18 protein-coding genes are annotated in these 20008 nt (G+C 63.6%); 6 read left to right on the top strand and 12 right to left on the bottom strand.

From position 1 onward, the window contains the following. Positions 1 to 500: 500 nt before the first annotated feature. The 4 genes from glgA to H0S73_RS10015 all read right to left on the bottom strand — a co-directional run bounded on the left by glgA (position 501) and on the right by H0S73_RS10015 (position 4539). Positions 501 to 1946 carry a glycogen synthase GlgA gene (glgA, locus tag H0S73_RS10030; protein WP_181052036.1) on the bottom strand — a complete coding sequence of 482 codons (1446 nt, stop codon included), beginning with the start codon at positions 1944 to 1946 and terminating at the stop codon, positions 501 to 503. Continuing rightward, complete coding sequence (gene glgC, locus H0S73_RS10025) at positions 1943 to 3226, bottom strand: glucose-1-phosphate adenylyltransferase (protein ID WP_202049792.1); 1284 nt, start codon at positions 3224 to 3226, stop codon at positions 1943 to 1945. Before glgC ends, glgA begins: the two co-directional genes overlap by 4 nt. Positions 3227 to 3380: 154 nt before the next feature. Beyond that, entirely contained in the window at positions 3381 to 3722 is a 342-nt protein-coding gene (locus H0S73_RS10020; protein ID WP_181052035.1) for a DUF2934 domain-containing protein, read from the bottom strand. A 211-nt stretch (positions 3723 to 3933) separates the two neighbouring features. After that, positions 3934 to 4539: a VTT domain-containing protein gene (locus tag H0S73_RS10015; protein WP_181052034.1), complete on the bottom strand. Its 606-nt coding sequence runs from the start codon at positions 4537 to 4539 to the stop codon at positions 3934 to 3936. A gap of 189 nt (positions 4540 to 4728) precedes the next feature. On the opposite strand from H0S73_RS10015, the gene H0S73_RS10010 reads away from it, so the two are divergent. Next, positions 4729 to 6195, top strand: coding sequence for a phospholipase D-like domain-containing protein (locus H0S73_RS10010; protein ID WP_343058303.1), 1467 nt, complete (start codon positions 4729 to 4731; stop codon positions 6193 to 6195). Positions 6196 to 6198: 3 nt separating this feature from the next. On the opposite strand, the gene H0S73_RS10005 is transcribed toward H0S73_RS10010, so the two are convergent. The 3 genes from H0S73_RS10005 to H0S73_RS09995 form a co-directional block, all read right to left on the bottom strand. Then, positions 6199 to 7140 (bottom strand): putative bifunctional lysylphosphatidylglycerol flippase/synthetase, encoded by a 942-nt coding sequence (locus H0S73_RS10005; RefSeq protein WP_181052032.1) that lies wholly within the window; start codon positions 7138 to 7140, stop codon positions 6199 to 6201. 105 nt (positions 7141 to 7245) lie between these two features. Continuing rightward, on the bottom strand, positions 7246 to 8019 hold the full coding sequence (locus H0S73_RS10000; RefSeq protein WP_181052031.1) for an endonuclease/exonuclease/phosphatase family protein: 774 nt from the start codon (positions 8017 to 8019) through the stop codon (positions 7246 to 7248). 145 nt (positions 8020 to 8164) lie between these two features. Then, entirely contained in the window at positions 8165 to 9466 is a 1302-nt protein-coding gene (locus tag H0S73_RS09995; RefSeq protein ID WP_181052030.1) for an O-antigen ligase family protein, read from the bottom strand. A 602-nt stretch (positions 9467 to 10068) separates the two neighbouring features. Between H0S73_RS09995 and serA the strand changes: the two genes are divergently transcribed. The 3 genes from serA to H0S73_RS09980 all read left to right on the top strand — a co-directional run bounded on the left by serA (position 10069) and on the right by H0S73_RS09980 (position 12774). After that, on the top strand, positions 10069 to 11316 hold the full coding sequence (gene serA / locus H0S73_RS09990; protein ID WP_181052029.1) for a phosphoglycerate dehydrogenase: 1248 nt from the start codon (positions 10069 to 10071) through the stop codon (positions 11314 to 11316). 389 nt (positions 11317 to 11705) lie between these two features. Then, positions 11706 to 12011, top strand: coding sequence for a hypothetical protein (locus H0S73_RS09985; RefSeq protein ID WP_181052028.1), 306 nt, complete (start codon positions 11706 to 11708; stop codon positions 12009 to 12011). Between the two features lie 160 nt (positions 12012 to 12171). Next, positions 12172 to 12774 carry a hypothetical protein gene (locus H0S73_RS09980; protein ID WP_181052027.1) on the top strand — a complete coding sequence of 201 codons (603 nt, stop codon included), beginning with the start codon at positions 12172 to 12174 and terminating at the stop codon, positions 12772 to 12774. 6 nt (positions 12775 to 12780) lie between these two features. Here H0S73_RS09980 and H0S73_RS09975 read toward each other — a convergent pair whose 3' ends face one another. Genes H0S73_RS09975 through H0S73_RS09960 form a run of 4 tightly spaced genes read right to left on the bottom strand, consistent with a single transcriptional unit; the run spans position 12781 to position 17222 of the window. Next, positions 12781 to 13734, bottom strand: coding sequence for a Rossmann-fold NAD(P)-binding domain-containing protein (locus tag H0S73_RS09975; protein ID WP_181052026.1), 954 nt, complete (start codon positions 13732 to 13734; stop codon positions 12781 to 12783). Between the two features lie 18 nt (positions 13735 to 13752). Then, on the bottom strand, positions 13753 to 14715 hold the full coding sequence (locus H0S73_RS09970; RefSeq protein ID WP_181052025.1) for a pyridoxal-phosphate dependent enzyme: 963 nt from the start codon (positions 14713 to 14715) through the stop codon (positions 13753 to 13755). Next, positions 14712 to 16097: a M20/M25/M40 family metallo-hydrolase gene (locus tag H0S73_RS09965; RefSeq protein ID WP_181052024.1), complete on the bottom strand. Its 1386-nt coding sequence runs from the start codon at positions 16095 to 16097 to the stop codon at positions 14712 to 14714. The genes H0S73_RS09970 and H0S73_RS09965 overlap by 4 nt, the downstream gene beginning before the upstream one ends. A gap of 12 nt (positions 16098 to 16109) precedes the next feature. Then, the gene (locus H0S73_RS09960; RefSeq protein WP_181052023.1) at positions 16110 to 17222 is read right to left on the bottom strand and encodes an aminotransferase class I/II-fold pyridoxal phosphate-dependent enzyme; all 1113 of its coding nucleotides are present in this window, start codon (positions 17220 to 17222) and stop codon (positions 16110 to 16112) included. 188 nt (positions 17223 to 17410) lie between these two features. Here H0S73_RS09960 and H0S73_RS09955 point away from each other — a divergent pair, with 188 nt between their 5' ends. After that, positions 17411 to 18526 carry an aminotransferase class I/II-fold pyridoxal phosphate-dependent enzyme gene (locus tag H0S73_RS09955; protein WP_181052022.1) on the top strand — a complete coding sequence of 372 codons (1116 nt, stop codon included), beginning with the start codon at positions 17411 to 17413 and terminating at the stop codon, positions 18524 to 18526. Beyond that, positions 18523 to 19164: a helix-turn-helix transcriptional regulator gene (locus H0S73_RS09950; protein WP_181052021.1), complete on the top strand. Its 642-nt coding sequence runs from the start codon at positions 18523 to 18525 to the stop codon at positions 19162 to 19164. The genes H0S73_RS09955 and H0S73_RS09950 overlap by 4 nt, the downstream gene beginning before the upstream one ends. Here the strand turns inward: H0S73_RS09950 and H0S73_RS09945 are convergent. After that, positions 19155 to 19985, bottom strand: coding sequence for an inositol monophosphatase family protein (locus H0S73_RS09945; protein WP_181052020.1), 831 nt, complete (start codon positions 19983 to 19985; stop codon positions 19155 to 19157). The genes H0S73_RS09950 and H0S73_RS09945 overlap by 10 nt on opposite strands. Positions 19986 to 20008: the final 23 nt, after the last annotated feature.

Genomic DNA, 20008 nt, shown 5'->3' with positions numbered 1-20008 from the left:
GAGACGCTTCGCTCCTCAGGAGGAGGGCTCCGGGTGCGAGGCGAGTGTTATGTTCTTACTTTGTTCTTGACAGGGCGGACAAGCTCGGCTATATCGTTCGTATTCCCGCCCGCCGAGGGGCGCGCTCGCGAGGCGTCAGCCAGTGCGGGGCGGGAGGCGGTCCCGCCGCAGGTCTCGCACACCTGTGGTCGCGGGAGGTCGACCTTGGGGGCTCCCCAGCTGGTCCACCTGAAAAGAACCGCGTGCGAGGCGCCGTCCGGCTCTTCCACTCTCACTCTCACAGCGAGCCGGGCGATGCACCGCACCCTCCCTCGACTGACCTTCAGGCTCGCAGCGCACGCTGCGGGCCCCAAGGTGCTGGCTCTTTGACACGAACGGATCACCCAACCCGCGGCATGGCCATCCCGGCGCTCTGAATCGCCGTGCCTCACCGTATCGGGATCCTCGGCACAAGGCCGGTGCCACCGGCGGAACGCTCCGATTGGCAGGATTCGTCCTCGCTACCCGCGAAGACCACGATACAAATCGGCGTATTGCCGCGCCGGGCGACGCCAGCTCAGGTCGGCTCCCATGCCGTTCACCTGCAGGCGATGCCAGGCGTCCTTGTCACGCCACAGATGCTTCACACGATCGATGGCATCCAAGGCCGCGCCGAAGGTGGTGGGGCCGAACTGGAAGCCTGTCGCGGCCCCGGTGGCGATGGCCATCTCGTTGGCGTCGATGATCGTGTCGGCCAATCCGCCCACGCGCGACACGACCGGGATGCTCCCGTAGCGCATGGCGCAGAGCTGAGTCAGGCCGCAGGGCTCGAAACGCGACGGCACGAGAAGCGCGTCGCTTCCGCCCTGGATCTGATGAGCCAGCTTTTCGTCGTAGCCGATGACGCATCCGACCTGTCCGGGATAGACGATGCGCGCGGTCTGGAAGCTCTCCTCCAAGGCGCGATCCCCTGCCCCCAGCAGAGCCAGCTGGGCGCCGCCTGCGAGCAGGCGCGCGAGACCAGCGAGAACGAGGTCGAGGCCCTTCTGCTCCGACAGGCGGCTGACGACACCGAACAGGAGAGCATCGGGATCGGGGTTCAAACCCAGCCGCTCCTGGAGCGCCCGCTTGTTGATCGCACGCCGTTCGAGGCTGTCGCGGTCGTAGGTGAGCGCCAGGTGCTGGTCGGTCGCCGGATCCCACACCGTGTCGTCGATGCCGTTGAGAATGCCCGACACGATGCCCGACCGGGCGCGCAGCAAGCCGTCGAGCCCCATCCCGCCCTCCGGCGTCTGGATCTCCTTGGCGTAGGTCGGCGACACGGTGGTGATGCGGTCCGCGAGCTGCAGGCCGCCCTTCAGGAATCCGATCTGCCCGTAATACTCGACGCCATCCACCGTGAAGACGCTCGCGGGCAGGCCGAGTTCGAACAGGAGGTCGGCCGGAAAGATGCCCTGGAAGGCGATGTTGTGAATGGTGAAGACCGTGCCGGGACGCGGCTGGCCGGTGAGACTCAGATAAACGGGCGCGAGTCCCGCCTGCCAGTCATGGGCGTGAACGATATCGGGCATGAAGCCGGGGGCAAGCCCCTGTCCGATATCGGCGGCCGCCCGGCCGAGCGCCGCGAAGCGCCGGGCATTGTCCGGCCAGTCGCGGCCGTTCGGCGCAAGATAAGGCGAGCCGGGGCGCTCGAAGAGATGGGGCGCATCGATGACGAAGAGATCGAGGCCGCCCGCCCGGCCGGACAGAAGCCGCGCCGCTCCACCGAAGAAGGCGGAATAGTGATGCAAGGTTTCCGCGTTCTCCAGGGCGTTCAAAACGGCCCGATAGCCCGGAACGAGCGTGACGACCGTCACCCCCTCCTCGGCAAGCGCGGACGGAAGGGCGCCGGCCACATCGGCCAATCCGCCTGTCTTGATGATGGGATAGACCTCCGACGCGACCGACAGAACGTTCAGAGGCTTCATTCCGTCAATCTCTCGATCATCGGCCTGGTGATGAGGCACACGCCCTTCTCGGTGCGGCGGAAGCGGCGGGCATCCAGCTCGGGATCCTCGCCGACCACCAGCCCGTCGGGAATGCGGACGCCGCGATCGATGACCACGTTCTTCAACCGCGCGCCGCGGCCGATTTCCACGAAGGGAAGAATGACCGCGCCCTCCACGTCGGCATGGGAATGCAGATGCACGGCCGTGAAGACGAGAGACCGGCGCAGGGCCGCACCGGACACGATGCAGCCGCTGGAAACGAGCGAGTTGATCGCGTGCCCGCGCCGTCCGTCCTCGTCGTGAACGAACTTGGCCGGCGGCCATGTCTCCGAGAAGGTTGAGATCGGCCAGTCACGGTCGTAGAGATCGAGGGACGGGACGATGGCCGTGAGATCGATATTGGCTTCCCAGTAGGCATCGACCGTTCCCACATCGCGCCAATAGGATTCCGCGTCGCTCCCGCCGGCCTCGGCGCCCGAACGGACGCAGGAACTGGTGAAGCGATGGGCCACGGCTTTCCCGTGCTGGACCAGATAGGGGATGATGTCCTTGCCGAAATCCCGGTTCGAGCCGGGCGTTTCCGCGTCGCGCCGCAATTGCTCGAAGAGGAACCGGGTGTTGAAGACGTAGATGCCCATGCTGGCCAGCGCCATGTCGGGCTTGTCCGGCATGCCGGGAGGATCGGCGGGCTTCTCCAGGAACGAGATGATGCGGTCCGTCTCGTCGACGGCCATCACGCCGAAGCCCACCGCCTCCATGCGCGGCACTTCGAGACAGCCGACGGTGACATCGGCTCCCGAATCCACGTGCTGCCGCAGCATGATCTCGTAGTCCATCTTGTAGACATGGTCACCCGCGAGGATGATGATGTATTCCGGGTCGATGCTCGAGATGATGTCGATGTTCTGGTACACCGCGTCGGCCGTGCCCTCATACCACATCGTTTCGGAGACGCGCTGGCTGGCCGGCAGGATGTCGAAGCTCTCGTTCCGCTCGGCACGGAAGAAGTTCCAGCCGCGCTGGAGATGGCGGATGAGGCTGTGCGCCTTGTACTGCGTGGCCACGCCGATGCGCCTGATGCCGGAGTTCAGGGCGTTGGACAGGGCGAAGTCGATGATCCGCGTGTTGCCGCCGAAATAGACGGCGGGCTTGGCGCGGATATCGGTCAACTCCATCAGGCGGCTGCCGCGTCCACCGGCGAGAATGTACGCCATCGCATGGCGGGCGAGAGGGGCATTCGAAACGCTGGAAATTGGCAAGACCGGGTTCCTCACATCGAAGGCAGCCACCTGCCCCGCTTTATAGACGCTGAAACCGCCCGCAAGTTCTTGGCTTTCGATGCCGGCCTCAGTTTTCCTCTTGCCCCTTGAGCCTCCGGCCGCACCGGTCGAAGGCTCGTGTCACGTCACGTCTTCATGTTGCGCGCGTCGAGCGCCTGCGCTTCGGCACGGCTGCGGGCGCCTCGCTTTCGTCCGCGACAGGCGCGGCCGCCGCAGGAGCAGCCGCGGGACTGCGCTTCTTGCGGGTTTTCGGAGCGGCGGGGCTCACAAGCTCCTCATCGGCCGTCATGCTCGTCATGCCCAGCGGCGCCGGATCGATGATCGGCGCCTTCATGCCTTCCGTCCCGCTGCCACCGCCGAGAACCTCGCGCTCGGCCTGATACCAGTACTCATCGGCGCGCCCGTGAATGCTGCCGTGCCGCATCCAGAGCTCGTATGCTCTTTCGCGGATTCTTTCTTCGATCTGCTTGTCCATGACTGCCCTTCGTCCTGATGCCGTGCCCACCCGGATGCCGCGCCAAGCGGACTGGGATCATCCACCAGTCACAAGGTTGCGCGTCCATCGGAAACTGAACTGTGTAAGTTATTAGGCAGTTTCCGCGAATGGCAACGGCTGCCCGCTGAATCAGCGGCAAATGTTTGCCTGAACTTGATGCGCATTCGGATGAAGTTTTCAGCGCCGGGGATCAGGAGGATTTCGGCGTCTTGAACCGGACAACCCGGTACAGGTACCAGAGCGCCAATCCGGCGAAGACGACATTCGAGACTGGATTGAGCCATTCCGAGACGCGCTCGTATTGACTCTGCAGCAGATATCCGGCGCTCGCCAGCAGGAGCGTCCAGAGGGCGGTTCCAAGCGAACTCCACAAGAAGAAAGTGCGGATTGGAATGTCGTAGACGCCGGCCGGGACGGAAATGATGGAACGGATGGCGGGAACCAGCCGTCCCAGGAACAGCGCCAGCACCCTATGGCGCGCGAAGAAGGCTCCGGCCTGATCGATTTCGTCAGGATGAAGCGTGAGCCAGCACCCATGCCGGCCGGCGAAACGCTTCAGGCGCACCAAGCCGAGCCAGCGGCCGATCAGGAACCAGAAATAGGCTCCAGCGAGGGAACCGATCGTCCCGGACGCGACCACGCCTGCGAAGCTGAGCGTCCCCTTCGCGGCGGAGAAGCCCGCCAGCGGCATGATCACCTCGGACGGAATCGGCGGGAAGAGATTTTCCAGCAGCATGAGAAGGGCGATGCCGAGATACCCGGTCCTGTCGATGAGGCTGACGATCCAGTCGAACACGCGTCTTTCCGTGATTGGAGGATTAAACGAGGTCCGCCCTGTGGGGCCGACCATTGCCGGGCCGGAGGGCAACGCACGAACCCATGCCGGTTTCCACCCGGAACCTTGGCTTCAGTCCCGAGTTGGCGACTCACACCATTCATGGTCATGGCTGACGTGCAAGTTTTAAACGAGACGACAAGCAGGCAGGTGCTCGACAGGGTCCCGGCGGCAACGACACCGCCCCCGGGTCCGATCCTGCGTCCGGGGCAGAATTGTTGGCGCGTGGCCAAGGCCGACCGGGCGAGCGTGCTCATCGACGGCGCCGCCTATTTCGCAAATCTCGAAGCCGCCCTGCGAAAGGCCCGCCGCTCGATCTTCATCGTCGGGTGGGATTTCGACGGCAGCATCCGCCTGCGGCCCGATCTCGGCGTCGAGGAGTCGCCACCGCTCGGCCCCCTGCTCCGATCGCTCGTCGAGGAGCGCCCTGACCTCGAGGTCAGAATTCTCGTGTGGAGCGTCGCGGTCGTTCATGCGCCGGGCGCGCCGGGTCCTCTGATCTTCGGCGCCGATTGGCAGAACCACCCGCGCCTGCAGCTCAAGCTCGACACGCATCATCCGCTCTACGCCGCCCATCACCAGAAGATCGTCTGCATCGACGACAGCCTGGCCTTCATCGGCGGCATGGACCTCACCGTCGAGCGCTGGGACACCTGCCGCCATGCCTGCGACGACCCAATCCGGCTGAAGGATGACGGAACCATCTACGAACCCGTTCACGATCTCCAGATGGCGGTGGACGGCGAAGCCGCGCGCGCGATTGCCGAGGTCGGCCGCGAGCGCTGGAAATTCGCCACTGGCGAAGAACTTACTCCTCCTGCCCAGGCGGGACCTGCTCCCTGGCCTGATGGTCTCGCGCCCGATTTCCGTCATGCGCCGGTCGCCATCGCGCGCACCTATCCCGCCTGGGGCGAACAGCCGGCCGCCAACGAGGCGGCGGCGCTGACCCTGGATGCGCTCTCGGCGGCGAAGGACACAATCTACATCGAAGCGCAGTACATGACGGCGCCCTATATTGGCGACGTATTGGAGCGGCGTCTCGCCGATCCCGACGGACCCGAGATCGTCGTCGTCCAGACTCACGAATCCCATGGTTGGGCCGAGGAGCTCGTCATGGGCACCAACCGGGACCGGCTGATCCGCCGCCTGCGCCAATGCGACCGGCATGGCCGCCTTCGGGTTTATTATCCGGTCATTCCCAACGGAAAAGGCGGGGAATGCCAGGTTCTGATTCATTCCAAGCTCATCATCGTGGATGACGTCTTTCTCCGCATCGGCTCCTCGAACCTGAACAACCGCTCCATTGGCCTCGACAGCGAATGCGACGCCGCCATCGAGGCCACGACGGAGGAAATGCGCCGGACCATCGTGGCGCTTCGCAACCGCCTCCTCGCGGAACATCTGGATGTGGCCCCGGAAACGTTCGGCGTGGCCCTCGATGCGAATGGCGGGTCCGTTATCGCGGCCGTCGAGAAGCTCAACACGAACATTCGCGGCCTTCGCGCTTTCAAAGCCATGACGGATGACGGCCCGGCCGTCCCGGCGGCAGGTACGGGGCTGCTCGATCCGCTCGAGCCCTTCGAGCCCCTGTCCCTGTTCAAGCGCCGCAAGGAATAAGCATCATGCCTTTGCGCCGATCCCATCGGCCACATAGGCGCCGCCCTTGCGGCGGTAGACCAGCTCCGTGACCGCGAACAGGATGCTGCCGAGAACCAGCGGCACGAGGAAATAGACGAACCGGAACACCAGCAGCGGCCCGATCAGGTCTTTCTGCGGCAGCAGATACATGACGACGCTCTCGATGACCCCGAGGCCGCCGGGGACATGGCTGACGAGGGCCGTCGCGTTGGCGATCACATAGACGGACGCGACGCCTGGATAGGCCACATCGGCCACCGCCGCGAGCGCCTGATGCAAGCAGGCCGCCACGAAGGCGAAGTTGACGGAGCCGACCACCACCTGCCCGATCGCGAGCTTCAGGGGTGGCATTTCAAGCGACCAGCGCCTGATCGTCAGGGGTGTCCGAAGGAAAGCCGACAGGATCAGGTACAGGGCGGGAAGCGCCAGGCAGCCGGCTCCAAGAGCAAGGACGACGGGCCGGGTCAGCCCCGTGATCTCCACGGCCAGCCCGGAGCGCAGCAGGAGGGCAGCTCCTCCGAGCACGAGAAGACCCAGCCCGACCGTGATCCCGCAGAAGACGATGACCTTGGCGACCTCGCCGGTCTTCAGGCCCCAGCGGTTGTAGAAGCGATAGCGGACCGCGCCGCTGCTCAAGGCAGCCAGCCCGATATTGTGCCCGAGGGACAGGGCCGTGAACGAGGCCAGGGCCGCCTTCCGATAAGGCAGCGGCCGTTTCACGTAATGCAGAGCGAGATAGTCGAAGAAGGTCAGGGACAGGTAGCTTGCGGCAGCGAAACCCATCGCGCCCAGGAGCCGTGGCACCGGCACGGCCGCTACGGCGGCGACCAACTGGTCCAGGCTGTAGCGGCTGAGGGTGCGGTAGAGGAGGAAAGCCGCAAGGCCGACGGCCGCCGCAGCAATCACGTATTTCCAGTTCCGCATCCGCACTCCTCGACGTTATTCGGCGGGCCTCCGAAACGGCTCCGCTCCGTGGAGCTAAACGCAGCGGATCGCCGTGCGATCCGCTCCGCGCGCCTCAGGACTCTGTTATTCCTGTGCATGAGCAAAGGCCGGCCTGTGCCCCTTGACCTGGCCGACCTGGAATTCGACCAGGAGCGGCAAGTGATCCGAGGCGACGCGGGCGAGCGGCGTCCGCACGGTCTCGACCCGCAGGACGCGCACCGAGCGGCTGACGAAGGCATGGTCGATGCGCAGCATCGGCAGGCGAGAGGGAAAGGTCGCCTTGGGCCGGGGAAGCGGCACCTGCGCCTGCGCGTCCCATAGGTGCGAGGTCAGCCACCGATAGGCCCTGGACCGGGGCGTGGCATTGAGGTCGCCGACGAGGATCACCGGCTCCCGGCAGGCCGGATGCCCGAGCCATTGCGGGCCCAGCAGGGCATCGATCTGGGCGAGCCGCTCATGCCGGCGCAGGCCCAGATGGGTGTTGATCACCTGAACGTCGGTGCCGCCGATCTGGACGCAGGCCCAGAGAGCCCCTCTCGGCTCCAGCCCGGGCTTTCGTGCCCATCCCGGAAGCGCCTCCGCTTTCATGAGCTGCGATGGCCTGTGAGTCAGGATGGCGTTGCCGTACTCCTCCTCGAGGACCTTCAAGCTGGCATGGAAATGCACATGCATCCCCAGCGCCTGGGCGATCGCATGAGCCTGGTCGATCCCGCCCGTGCGGAGGCGCCCCACATCGAGCTCCTGAAGGGCAACCACATCCGGCTCATAGGCGGCGATCACATCGGCGATCCGCGAAGGGGAAAGCTGCCCGTCCGTCCCGAGACAGCGGTGCACGTTGTAGGTCAGGATTCGCGGCACTTGCCCCCCTGTCTCGTCCCTCCCTGCGCGACCGGGTCCGATCCGGGAGGGCTCATCCGATCCGGTTTCAAGCCAAACTCGGATCGGGCGCGTTGGATCCCGGCAAGCCTGACAATTCAGGCGAGACCCGACCAACGGCCAGCCGTCAGTCCATGGGTTTCTGCTGGACAGGACGGAGAGTCAGGAGCGCGGCCGCCAGGGAAACGGCGGCAATCCACCATCCTTGCCAGGCGCCATGGCTGACAAGGGCAATGGCGCTGGCCGTCATGAGGGTCATCAGGCCCACGCGGCGGATATCGGCCGGCGCCTCTGAAAGGCATTTCAGAACCCAAAGGATAAGCGCAGACAAAAGCAAGGCGCCGACGGCTCCCAGCTCGACCCAAACCTGCAGGAAGGCATTATGAGGATGGCCGATCCTGAGCATCTTGCGGTAGGCAGGGTCGATGTTCGCCGCGACCGGATGGCCGCCCAGAAGCGGCGAGGATGAGAAGCCCGTTCCGAAGACCGGGAAGTGGTGCGTGACATCACTGAAGGCCTGCCAGAGGGCGATGCGTTCCCGCGAGTGACCTGCCTTGGTGGCTTCGACCACAGTTTCGGGCATATTCCTCATGACACTCCCGAAAAAGGGCTGCATCCAGATCAGTCCAAGAAGGACGACCGTCAGCAGGCGCCTTACCCAAAGGAAGGGAGCGTAGCTCAGCACGAAAGTCCCGATGGCAGCCAGGAGGCCGAGCTTGGCGGCCTCACTGGCAGATCCAAGGATGGTGGCGACGCCCAAGAACGCTAGCGCGAAGCAGAGCGCGCGCTGTCGGCGAAACCCGACCAAGACGAGAACCGGTGCCAGCAGGAGCAGGAGCGTTACCACCGGCCGATTGTAAATGAAGCCGTCGACGCGATCGGACAGAAGTCGCCTCAATGGAAAACCGAGCAAAAGCTCGGCCGCTATCATTCCTGCGGCGATCAGCATCGTCCATGCGAGCGCCCCGACCATCCATCGCGGTGGAGGGGCGGCGCGCCAGCTCACGATCAAGACAGCGCTCGACACGGCGGGAAGCACGGCCTCGCCCCAGGAAAAGAGACCTATGATAGGATCCATCGCCCAGGCGAGGGAGACCAGAGGATAGGCAATCCCGCAGAGGACGAGGATCAGGACGCCCACCCGTACATTCTTGAGATGCGAGCTATCGAGGCCGATAGCTCTAGAGGCAAGACGTGAAGCAAGCACGAAGCAGGCAGCACAGGCCATAAACAAAGGGGAGGACCGATTGGCAGCCACCATTGCTATAGGCAATAGAACGATCAATCCATGACCAATATTGTTCAGACGAATACTAAGCTTATTCTGGCTGCCAGAAATCAAACCAGGAGAAGTTGCTTTCAACTTTATATTCTTTTGCAGATCGCCGACATGCTCTTGCTCATGATCCTCTTTAGCAGTCGCGACCATACGCCTTCTCGTTATTCAACATCCTGGAATCCGGCAGCCGGACCTTTCGCGAACGCCGATCTGGTGCACAGCAGCATGAATAGGTCATACGAAACAACATTCATAGCCCAGACAGATCGGTATTCCACTCGAACGGCGGAATGTCGCTGCCTCGGTAGATCCGACGACCAGGCTCAGGCAGATTCTATCCGCGACATTTCATCGTAACCGATCGGTTAAGTTCGATGCAACGGGAGATTGCCCCTGGTGAAAACCAAGAACATCAAGCTCAGAAGTGGACCCGCCTCTGGGCTTGTCATCGTCGGCGCCTCCCCGGCTGAGTAGGATCAGTTCTAGAGGCTGTCGGGTGACATTGTAAAAAGAAACGGGAGCCATGCGTACATCCGGCATCAGCTCCCGTCTCCTCGACCGGCTGCCGCTGCACCCGGATTGACTCATCATAGCCCAGCCCGGCCCGGTGGGGACGGTGCATTGGGGGTACGGGCACTTTTCGGCGCATCGCACCCTGCCCTCCGGAACATGGGCGCGATGCGCCGAAAGGGGCTTGCGCCCCTGCTCCCGCGCGGTATGCCATGCCCTTCACACGGCGAATTGGAGCTGACATGTCCGAGATGTTCTCTCTTCAGAAAGACAAGATCCGCGTTCTCCTGCTCGAAGGCGTGAACGACAGTGCTGTCGAACTGATCAGAGGCGCCGGCTACACGAACCTGACCCATCTCAAGACAGCCCTTGACGAAGCCGAGTTGATTGAAGCTTTGCAGGGTGTCCATCTGCTGGGCATTCGCTCCCGGACGCAGCTGACGGGTAAGGTCCTGCAAGCAGCCAACAGGCTGATCGCCGTCGGCTGCTTCAGCGTCGGCACCAATCAGGTGGATCTGGAAGCTGCACGGCACGCGGGCATTCCGGTCTTCAATGCCCCCTTCTCCAACACCCGAAGCGTCGCCGAACTCGTCATCGGCGAGATCGTCATGCTGTTGCGGCGGACGTTCCCCAAATCCGTCGCCGCCCATGCCGGGCAATGGGACAAATCCGCCGCCGACAGCCACGAGGTCCGCGGCAAGACGCTGGGCATCGTCGGCTATGGCAATATCGGCTCGCAGCTTTCCTACCTGGCCGAAGCCATGGGCATGCGGGTGATCTTCTTCGACCAGACCGACAAGCTCCGCCACGGCAACACGGAGCCGGCCGACAGCCTGCATGCCCTGTTGAGCCAGAGCGACGTGGTCAGCCTGCACGTTCCCGAGACGCCGGCGACGCATGGCATGATCGGCAAGGCTGAGATCGCCGCGATGAAGAAGGGCGCCTATCTCATCAACAACAGCCGCGGCACGGTCGTGGACCTCGATGCGCTGGCCGAGGCGCTGCGGAGCGGCCACCTGCGCGGCGCCGCCGTGGACGTGTTCCCCGTCGAGCCCGCCTCGAACAATGAGCCGTTCGTCACGCCGCTGCAGGGTATTCCCAACGTTATTCTGACACCGCATATCGGCGGATCGACGGAAGAGGCGCAGGAACGCATCGGCGCCGAGGTTGCGAAGAAGCTCGTCGAATATTCCGATGTCGGTACGACGGTCGGAGCGGTCAACTTTCCACAGGTTCAGCTCCCCTCGCGGGCAACGGGGACACGCTATATCCATGTGCACCGGAATGTGCCCGGCATTCTCGGTCGGCTCAACAACGTCTTCTCGCAGCGGGGCCTCAACATCACGGGCCAGCATCTGCAGACGGACGGCGAGATCGGCTACGTCGTGATCGAAGCGGAAGGGCTGCCCGGTCAAAGCCGCGAGACCCTCAACGAGATCCGCGCTCTCGACGGGACCATCCGGGCGCGGTTGCTCTACGCCAGAGGATAAACGGCGCGGATCCGAAGGAAGCTTCCTGAAGCATTCATGCGGAAGTCATGCTACGGTCAGGGAGGCCCTCCTCACCAGAAGGCGAGAGTGCAGGTTGGCGGAGCAGGCGTGAGACCGTGATTTCCGAAGTTCGAGTAAAGTTACGCGGTTTCCTGCGGCGGATTTCGCCCGGCTTCCTTCGTATGGAGGACCGGCCCGGAACTGGAGGTGATGCATCCGTCGCCGCTCGTGGCCAACCGGCTTCCACGAAGGTCTATGCTCGCCCGGACGAGGTGGATCGCGTATCATCCGCGCTCCACTCCGTCGGCGCGTCGCTTCGGCACCACGTTGCCGACGACTTCACTCCTCCACCCCGCTCAGGCATCGAAGACTTGGGACGCTCAATCGACATGAATGCTTCCGTGGATACCCTGGCCGAACAGATGCTGACCCTCGTGGACATCGTCTCGGCCCAGGAAAGGGACATCAAGGCGCTCAAGGAGCAATGCCGCAGGCTCGAAGAACACGATCAGGCTATCGCGGTCGCCTTCTCGACCTTCTTCCACGTCCTGTCGGCGGGGCGCGTCGCCAAGCTGAGCGAAATCGCCCATATCTTGAACAACATCATCAAGATCGCGGAACAGGAAGGCCGCCCGCCCGCGTCCATCAAATTCCTGCAGGATCTCGCCGGGATGCTTCCGGACGATCAGCGCTGAGAAGTTATGAAAACAAGCAGAGAGGCTTCAGAGGATCTTCTTAACAGGCAGGTGAATCCGCCAGCCGAGTAAGGATCCGTTAACCACGTTCCTTCACGTTGAGGAAACCGCCAGCGTGGAGCTGCCGCGTCTGTTATTCCAGAGGCCAGGGAACCAAGTTATGTCGACGGAACGGGCCGAAGCGGCGCTTGAGATTGCTATCGCCAGACATGTCGCGATTTCCTTTCAACGCAGCCGCCGAAGCACGGATGTCACCCTCGCGGCCCGCAGCCGCAACCACATTACGGATAATTTTCAGCTCGGCGAAATCCAGACCGACCAGGACAACCGGCCACCTGCGCTCGTGGCGTTCTACCGTAGGATCTCCACCGCGTTCACCCCGGTGGCGATGGAGCCCCATTCGCCGGAACGCTCATCGCACCTCAGCGACGTCAAAGGCTCTCTCGAAAACCTGCGCGGCAGACTCTCGACCGTTTCGCAGAAGTCGCGGATGGATCATGCCCGGTTCCAGCTGCTGATCGAACGGCAACAATTGCTGGTGAAGAACCAACTCACCGAAGGCTTCGGGCGCATCGAGTCCTGGATTCTCTCCCTGTCGTTTCTCGGCCTCGTTCTCCTGAATGCCGTCAGCCTTCTCTGGGCCCTGCCCTTTCTCGGCTTCAGCATCGGCAGAGCCTGGTATCTCGACCGGGCATGCAAGCGCCGTCGCAAGAAAATCTCTGACATCGATGTCCTGATCGATCGCATCGAGCGGGTGTGCTGATCGGAGTCAAGGCTGTTTCAGGATGGCCGATGCCATCACGATATCCTGGACGGCCAGTCCCGAGAATGTCGAAACGGTGATCTGGTCCTCCGTCGAACGGCCCTTTGCCGCTCCCATGACGATCTCGCCGATTTCGACCACCGCATTCATGGCGGAATCATCGGAGCCATAGGCGTTCCCCAGCTCGCCGCGCGACCGGGCCTGGACCCTGCTGTCCGTCACGACAATATCGGCGTTGCGGATGATGGCTGCCTCCAGTTCCTGCTTGTCGGCGCTGTCGGCTCCGATGGCGGTGATGTGGGTTCCCGGGTAGAGATCGCTCCATCGCAGCAATGGCGACGGACTGGCGGTCGCCGTGACGATCAGACGGCAGCGGGACGCAACCTCAGCCGGCGACGATGCGATCTCGACGGAAAAATCCTTCTCCTGCATTCGTCGCGCATAGGCCGATGCCCGCTCCGCGTTGCGCCCCCAGACGACGATGGTGCGGCAAGACCTGACCGATTGCAGCAGTTGCGCCTGAAGCTCCGCCTGGATGCCGCACCCGAGCACGCCGATGGAATCGACCTTCTCGGGCGCCAAGTGCTTTGCGGCGACCGCACCGGCGGCGGCGGTGCGGAGATCCGTCAACCGTCCGCGATCGTTCAGCACCGCCGCCAGCTCTCCCGTGTCCTTCCTGAAAACAAGAAGCAATCCGTCGCTGCTGCTGAGGCCTCGCGCCGGATTATTCCAGAAACCCGAGGCGATCTTGATCACATAGGTGTCGCCGCCGGTCAGATATCCATACTTGATGTGCACCTCTCCCGGCGGATCCTCGAGGAGCAGTTCGCCCGGCGCCGGCACCACGGCCTCGCCGCAGGAGAAAGCCGCGAAAGCGCTCTCCATGAGGGCCACCGGATCAACGCCTTTCAGACGTTCTTCGATTTGCGGAAGATCGAGAAAGGTGATGGACGAGGACAACAGCATGACTCTTGCGACCTAACCGTTCAGAAGGGAGAAGATCTTGTCGCGGTCGTAATTGGCCCCGCACAGGACGACGACATTCGTCTGCCCCTTGCAGCTTGCGGCAACCTTGAGGAACCCGGCAAGGGCGAGGGCCGCCGCGCCCTCGACGATCTGGTTTTCTTTGAAAGCGAGATCCTTGAGGGCGGCCGCAATTTCGTCTTCCGTGCAGGTGATGACCTCGTCGATGACGAACAGGGCCAGCGGCAGGGTCATGCTGTCCTCGTCCATGCCGCCGGCGACGCCGTCGGCGAGCGTATCGAGATGGTCCGTCTCGACCACGCGCCGAGCCGCCATTGCGGCGGCGAGGGCGGCCGAATTTCGAGCCGCCACACCGAAGATCCGCGTTCGCGGACTGAAGCTCTTGAGTACTGAACCTATGCCGCCGATCAGGCCGCCGCCGCCCATGGCGACGAAGACATTGTCGATGCTCTCGGCCTGCTCCAGCAGTTCGAGCCCGATGGTCCCCTGCCCGGCTACGATCTCAGGGTCGTTGTAGGGAGAGACATAGACGAGCCCGCGCGAAGCGGCTTCCTGCTGGGCGTGGAGTTCCGCGAGCCCGCTCTCGGCTCCGTGCAGGATTACATCGACATTGAACGAGCGGATCCGGTCGAGCTTCGCCTGGGCGACGCTTTCGGGCAGCACGACGGTCAAGGCCTGGCCGATCGAGCTCGCCGCCTGCGCCGATGCGATTCCGTGGTTGCCGGAGGAAGCGGTGATGACCGCACGGCCGAGCCCGAGCGCCGTCATCTTGCTCGCCGCCCCCCGGATCTTGAAGGAGCCGGTGAGCTGAAAGTTCTCGGCCTTGAACAAAACGGATGATCCCATCTCATGGCCGATCCGTCGGGATGGCAGCAAAGGCGTCTCGTAGATATGCGGGCGAATGCGCCGGCGGGCCTGGATCGACCGCGCTGCAGACTCGAGAACGATGCTGTTCATGGCGTCCCTCCATCCATTGGAGCAGTCTTAAGGGATCTGATTTCTCCTGCGCGTTCCGAAAGCCTCCGGAAGATGGCCGCCGAACAGGCGATCATCGCCTCGAATTGCGCAACGATGATGTTCTCGTTCGGCGAGTGGAGCATGGCTCCATGATGCGTGAGGCCGATGCCGACGACATTCGCGCCGAGCTGTTCGACGAAGGGGTGAGAGGTTCCGGACGCGGGCGAACTCGGCTGCACGATGACAGTCTGGCCGAGATGCCGCTCCAGAAGTTCCTTCGCATCCTGAATGAACCAGTGGTCCGTCGATGACCGGACAGGCTTCACGTTGGCATCGTGAACAAGGAGGTCTATATCGGCGAAACCGTGGCGGTTGAGATGGGCGCGAAGTAGGCTCACGATGTGCTGCGGATCCTGGTCGGGAACGAGGCGGAAGTCGATCTTGACCGCCCCCTCTGCAGGCAGCACGGTCTTGGCGCCCTCTCCTGCATATCCGCCGGAGAAGCCGTTGACGTTCATGCACGGCGCGAAGTTCATCGCCTCGTAGAAACGGGTGTCGTCGATGCAGTCCAGAACCCGCCGTCCACCCGTGGCCCGAACCAGGCTGTCGAACGAGAACGGCGGCTCGGCGGCAAGATCCCGTTCCTGCTGCGTGGGCTGCCGGACCGTGTCGTAGAACCCGTCGATCAGCACACGGCCGGAACCGTCGCGCAGGGAGGCGGTCGCCGCCGCGAGCCGCCACAGCGGATTATCGAACACTGCACCCAGGCTCGAATGCAGATCGGCACTCGCCGTCCGGCAGCGCAGTTCGACGGCCATTACGCCCTTGAACCCACAAAGGATGATGGGACGTCCGCTCGAGTCGATCTCGCCGTATTCCCACCAGCAGATGTCGGCCTTCACCCCGGAGAAGCGCGTCTTCAGGAACGCCTTGAGCGACGGGCTGCCGATCTCCTCTTCGCCGTCGACAAGCCAGATAAGCCGGAAGGGCAAGGGACCCGAATGCTGCTCCCGAAATAGGCGCCAACCTTCGAGTCGGCTGACGAACTCGCCCTTGTCGTCGGCGACGCCACGTCCATACCAGCGCCCGTCGCGCTCGCTCAGGTCGAATGGTGAGCTTTGCCACAAGGAAACCGGATCCTCGGGCTGCACGTCGTAATGGTTGTATACGATGACGGTCAGAGGGCCGTCACCGATCTCGCCCACGACGAACGGACCGATTGCTCCGTCACAGATCTCCGTTTCGAAACCGGCCCCAGCAAGCAGATCGCGCACTGCCTCGGCGCACTCGGAAAGCCCCTCTCCGCGCGCACTCACGGATGGAATGCCGACGAGGCGCCTCAGATCCTCTCGCGCCCGCTGAAGGTTTTCTTTCGGCAGCATCGCTCGCGCCTTCTAGGCGAGGCCGTGACGGGACAGGAAGGCATCGAGACGGGCCAGCCCCTCCACCAGATGCTCGGTCTGCACGCCGATGCCGATGCGGATGTGGTTCTCGATTCCGAACCAGCTTCCGGCAACGACGAACACGCTCTCCTCTTCCCGCAGCCGGTTCGACAGATCCTCGGAAGACATGTCGAAATCATAATGCAGGAACGCCATGCCGCCCGCTGCCGGACGCTGCCAGGACCAGCGGTTCCGCTTCTCGACCCATCTTTCGACGATGTCGGCGTTCTCACGCAGAAGGGCGCGTCCGCGCGCCAGGATGCGCTCGCGGTTCTTCGGCTCCATGACGGCCGCGCCGAGGATCTGGCTCAGGATTCCGCTGCCGATCGTCGTGTAATCCTGCCGCTTGGCCGCCTCTTCGACCACCACTTCCGGTCCGACGATCCAGCCGAGACGCAGGCCTGGACAGGCGAAGGATTTCGACAGGCTGCTCGTGACGATGACGCGTGGATACTCACCATAGAACGTCTCCGTCTCGGCACCGTCGATCTCGCCGCCGCGATAGATCTCGTCGACCAGAAGCCAGGCACCGGCCTTTTGCGCGGCATCGAGCAGCGCCTCGCGGCTCCTGCGCGACAGAACGGCGCCGGTCGGATTGCCGGGATTGGTGACCGCGATCAGCTTCACGCCGTCCATCGTCTTCGCGAGGGCTTCCGGATCCACCTGCCAGCCCTGGTCCGCCAGCAGGGGAAGGCGCTGGATGTCCATGCCGAGTGCGCGCCCGAGACCGTCCACCTGCATGAAGTTGGGAACCGCGAAGAGAACCTTATCGCCGGGATCGATCATCGCCATCAGGGTGATCATCGTCGCCTCGGAGGAGCCGTTCGTCACCAGCACGTTGGAAGCGGACGCCTCCGGATACCAGCCGGCGATGGCGTTCCTGAGATCGGGACGCCCGTCCGTCCAGCCGTAGCCGAGCGGCTGGCGCAGCAGCGCCTGAGCGTCGTCGGCGGACAGGATCTCTTCGATGGTGCAGGGATGCACCCCGCTCTCGGTCAGGTTGATCTCGACACCGTTCTCGAACAGCGTCTGGTTCCGCTCCATCAGGAAAGTATCGAACTGCACCAAAGGCTCCGATCTGGAATGGGGTCGCGAAAAATGGAGAGAATGGCCGCACCAACGAATGACCCGGGCACGCGGCTGGGGTGGACCATGGCAGGCCCAAGATTGAACCGTCAAGTCCAATTTGGACTATGAAGTCTATTTTCACGATGCTAAGAGCCGATGAATCATTTTGCATCGCGGGGGTTGCCATGAAGATCGAAGAGTTCACGCTCGAACGCATTCAATCGCTCTACGAGAACACGGTCGAGTACAACCTGTCCGACAGCGGCGTGCATCCCTACTCCCTGCGTGAGCTTTTGACGCCCGAACAGCAGAGCCAAGTTCTCGACGTCGAACTCGGCTACGGCTGGACCAACGGTGGCGTGACATTGCGGCAAGCCATCGCCAACCTGCATCCCAACCGCGACTCTGACCACGTGATGGTCACCAACGGCTCGGCCGAGGCGAATTTCCTGCTCGTGATGTCGCTGCTCGAACCCGGCGACGAACTCATGGTCTTCGTGCCGAACTACCTGCAGATCTGGGGCTGGGCCCGGGCCATCGGCGTGACCGTCAAGGAAGTCCTGCTCCAAGAGGAACTCGGGTGGACGCCCGATCTCGACGACGTGCGCAAGACGGTCACGAGCCGCACAAAGATGATGACGATCTGCAATCCCAACAACCCGACCGGCGCCGTCTTGCCGCGCGAGACGATGGACGGTCTCGTGGCGATCGCGCGAGAGCATGGCATCTACCTTCATGCGGATGAGGTCTACAAGGGCGCGGAACTCGACCAGGACGAGCCTCCGAGCTTCGCGGATCTCTACGAGAAGGCTATCGTCACGAACGGGCTGTCGAAGGCCATGGCGCTGCCCGGCCTGCGCATCGGCTGGCTCGTCGGCCCCGTCGAGGAGATCTACACGTCCTGGCAGCGCAAGGACTACACCTCGATCACGACGGGCGCTGTCAGCGAGTTCGTGGCGGAAATCGCCGTGCAGCCGGCCAAACGGCAGGAGATCCTGTCCCGCAGCAAGCGCATCCTGCGCGAGAACCTCGCGCTGCTGCAGGGTTGGGTCGACGCCAACAGCGATCTCTTCTCCTTCGTGCCGCCCAAGGCCGGCGGGATGGCCTTCATCCGCTACGCCATGCCGATGAACTCGACCGAGCTGGTGCACCGCCTGCGCGAGGAGCGCGGCGTCATGCTGCTGCCGGGCGACGTCTACGGCATGGACCGTTACATCCGGATCGGCATCGGCGCCCCCGCTCACCATCTGGAAGCGGGCCTGGAGCGTCTCGCTGCCTTCGTGCGCGCGCAGGCGGCATGAGCCGCACGCGAAAAACCGGCGCGAAGACGGCGCTCTCGCCGGAGCTGGCGAGCTATGCGCCCGTCTGCGACGCCATCGCGCTGCTCTTCCAGCCTTATGCGGAAGTGGTGCTCCACGATCTTTCGACCGAGACCGTGGTGCACCTGTCCAACCCCTTCTCCAAGCGCGAACTCGGCGAGCCGTCCCTTCTGCACGAGATCGACTTCAAGCCGTCCGACATCATCATCGGCCCCTATGAGAAGGTGAACTGGGACGGGCGGCGCATCAAATCGGTCAGCGCCGTCCTGCGTGTGCAGGAAAGGGCCATCGGCATCCTCTGCATCAACGTGGACGTGTCGCATTTCCATGCCGTCATGCAGACGTTGACGGCGCTCGTCACCGTTCCGCAAACGCCCGAGAAGCCGGCTTCGCTGTTCAAGGAAGACTGGCACGAACGCATCAACGAATATATCCAGTCGTGGACCCGCGAACGCGGCCTGACCATCGCCGAGATGAGCCGTGCGCAGAAGCAGCAGCTCGTCACGGATCTCGCCGGCGACGGCGCTTTCGGCGGGCGCAACGCGGCAGCCTATATCTCGCGCGTGCTGGGCCTTGGGCGCGCCACGGTCTACAACTATCTCAAGAAGGATCAGACCTGAGGCAGCAGCGCATCGCGCACAGCCTGCCAGCTCTCCTTGTCCGGCGCACTGATGAGACCGCCGCCCCGATTGACGGGACGATAAGGCGAGCCGTCGAAATGCGCCGTGTATCCACCGGCCTCGCGATGGATCAGCCAGCCGGCCGCATGGTCCCAGGGCATCACGCTCGATGAGAACGAGAAGTGCAGGTGGCCGGCGGCCGTCTGGCGATAGGTATGTGCCGCGCAGCGCAGATCGGCCGCCATGGCGACCTTCGGCAGGTTACCCGTCACCACGGGGCGTAGCTCCTCCGGCAGGTAGCGCCATGAGACATTGCCCGCCATCTGCGACAGGGGCGCCTTCGCGGCAACCTGCAGCGGGCTGGTGCTGCCGTCGGTGCGCTGAATCCATGCGCCTTCACCACGCACGGCGATGGCCCAGTCGTCCGAGATCGGATCCAGGATCACGCCGCCGACGATCTCGCCTTTGACCAGAACGGCCGCCATCACACCGAAGAGCGGAAGGCCCGAAGCGAAGTTCAACGTGCCGTCGACGGGATCAAGGATGAAGACGAGTTCGGCATCACCGATGCCGTCGAGCAGGCTCGCATCCCTGCTGACGCCCTCTTCTCCGACGACGAGCGCTCCCGGAAACCGGCGCAGCAGCTCGGCCTCGATGACGCGCTCGGCGGCCTCGTCCGCATCCGTCACGAGGTCGAGCTGCGAGGTCTTCGTCCGGATCGCGCCGGCCGACAGGTTCCGGAACCGTGGCAGGATCTCGGCTTGGGCCGTCGTCCTGAGGATCTCCGCAACGGCGAGGGCATCGGATCGGGTGAAGGTCATGGCCTTGTCGTGTCCTGCTGTCT

The sequence above is a fragment of the Microvirga mediterraneensis genome (assembly GCF_013520865.1).
Taxonomy (GTDB): Bacteria; Pseudomonadota; Alphaproteobacteria; order Rhizobiales; family Beijerinckiaceae; genus Microvirga; species Microvirga mediterraneensis.
The sequence above is the reverse complement of the archived record's forward strand: the minus strand, read 5'-3'. Positions and strand labels throughout refer to the sequence as shown.

What these genes read in the sequence shown, in the direction of transcription:
- H0S73_RS09995 (WP_181052030.1), bottom strand. Translation starts at nt 9,466, where the DNA reads ATGGTCGCGACTGCTAAAGAGGATCATGAGCAAGAGCATGTCGGCGAT.
- H0S73_RS09980 (WP_181052027.1), top strand. Translation starts at nt 12,172, where the DNA reads ATGTCGACGGAACGGGCCGAAGCGGCGCTTGAGATTGCTATCGCCAGA.
- H0S73_RS09950 (WP_181052021.1), top strand. Translation starts at nt 18,523, where the DNA reads ATGAGCCGCACGCGAAAAACCGGCGCGAAGACGGCGCTCTCGCCGGAG.
- H0S73_RS10005 (WP_181052032.1), bottom strand. Translation starts at nt 7,140, where the DNA reads ATGCGGAACTGGAAATACGTGATTGCTGCGGCGGCCGTCGGCCTTGCG.
- H0S73_RS10020 (WP_181052035.1), bottom strand. Translation starts at nt 3,722, where the DNA reads ATGGACAAGCAGATCGAAGAAAGAATCCGCGAAAGAGCATACGAGCTC.
- serA (WP_181052029.1), top strand. Translation starts at nt 10,069, where the DNA reads ATGTCCGAGATGTTCTCTCTTCAGAAAGACAAGATCCGCGTTCTCCTG.
- H0S73_RS09955 (WP_181052022.1), top strand. Translation starts at nt 17,411, where the DNA reads ATGAAGATCGAAGAGTTCACGCTCGAACGCATTCAATCGCTCTACGAG.
- H0S73_RS09965 (WP_181052024.1), bottom strand. Translation starts at nt 16,097, where the DNA reads ATGCTGCCGAAAGAAAACCTTCAGCGGGCGCGAGAGGATCTGAGGCGC.
- H0S73_RS09970 (WP_181052025.1), bottom strand. Translation starts at nt 14,715, where the DNA reads ATGAACAGCATCGTTCTCGAGTCTGCAGCGCGGTCGATCCAGGCCCGC.
- H0S73_RS09985 (WP_181052028.1), top strand. Translation starts at nt 11,706, where the DNA reads ATGAATGCTTCCGTGGATACCCTGGCCGAACAGATGCTGACCCTCGTG.
- glgA (WP_181052036.1), bottom strand. Translation starts at nt 1,946, where the DNA reads ATGAAGCCTCTGAACGTTCTGTCGGTCGCGTCGGAGGTCTATCCCATC.
- H0S73_RS09945 (WP_181052020.1), bottom strand. Translation starts at nt 19,985, where the DNA reads ATGACCTTCACCCGATCCGATGCCCTCGCCGTTGCGGAGATCCTCAGG.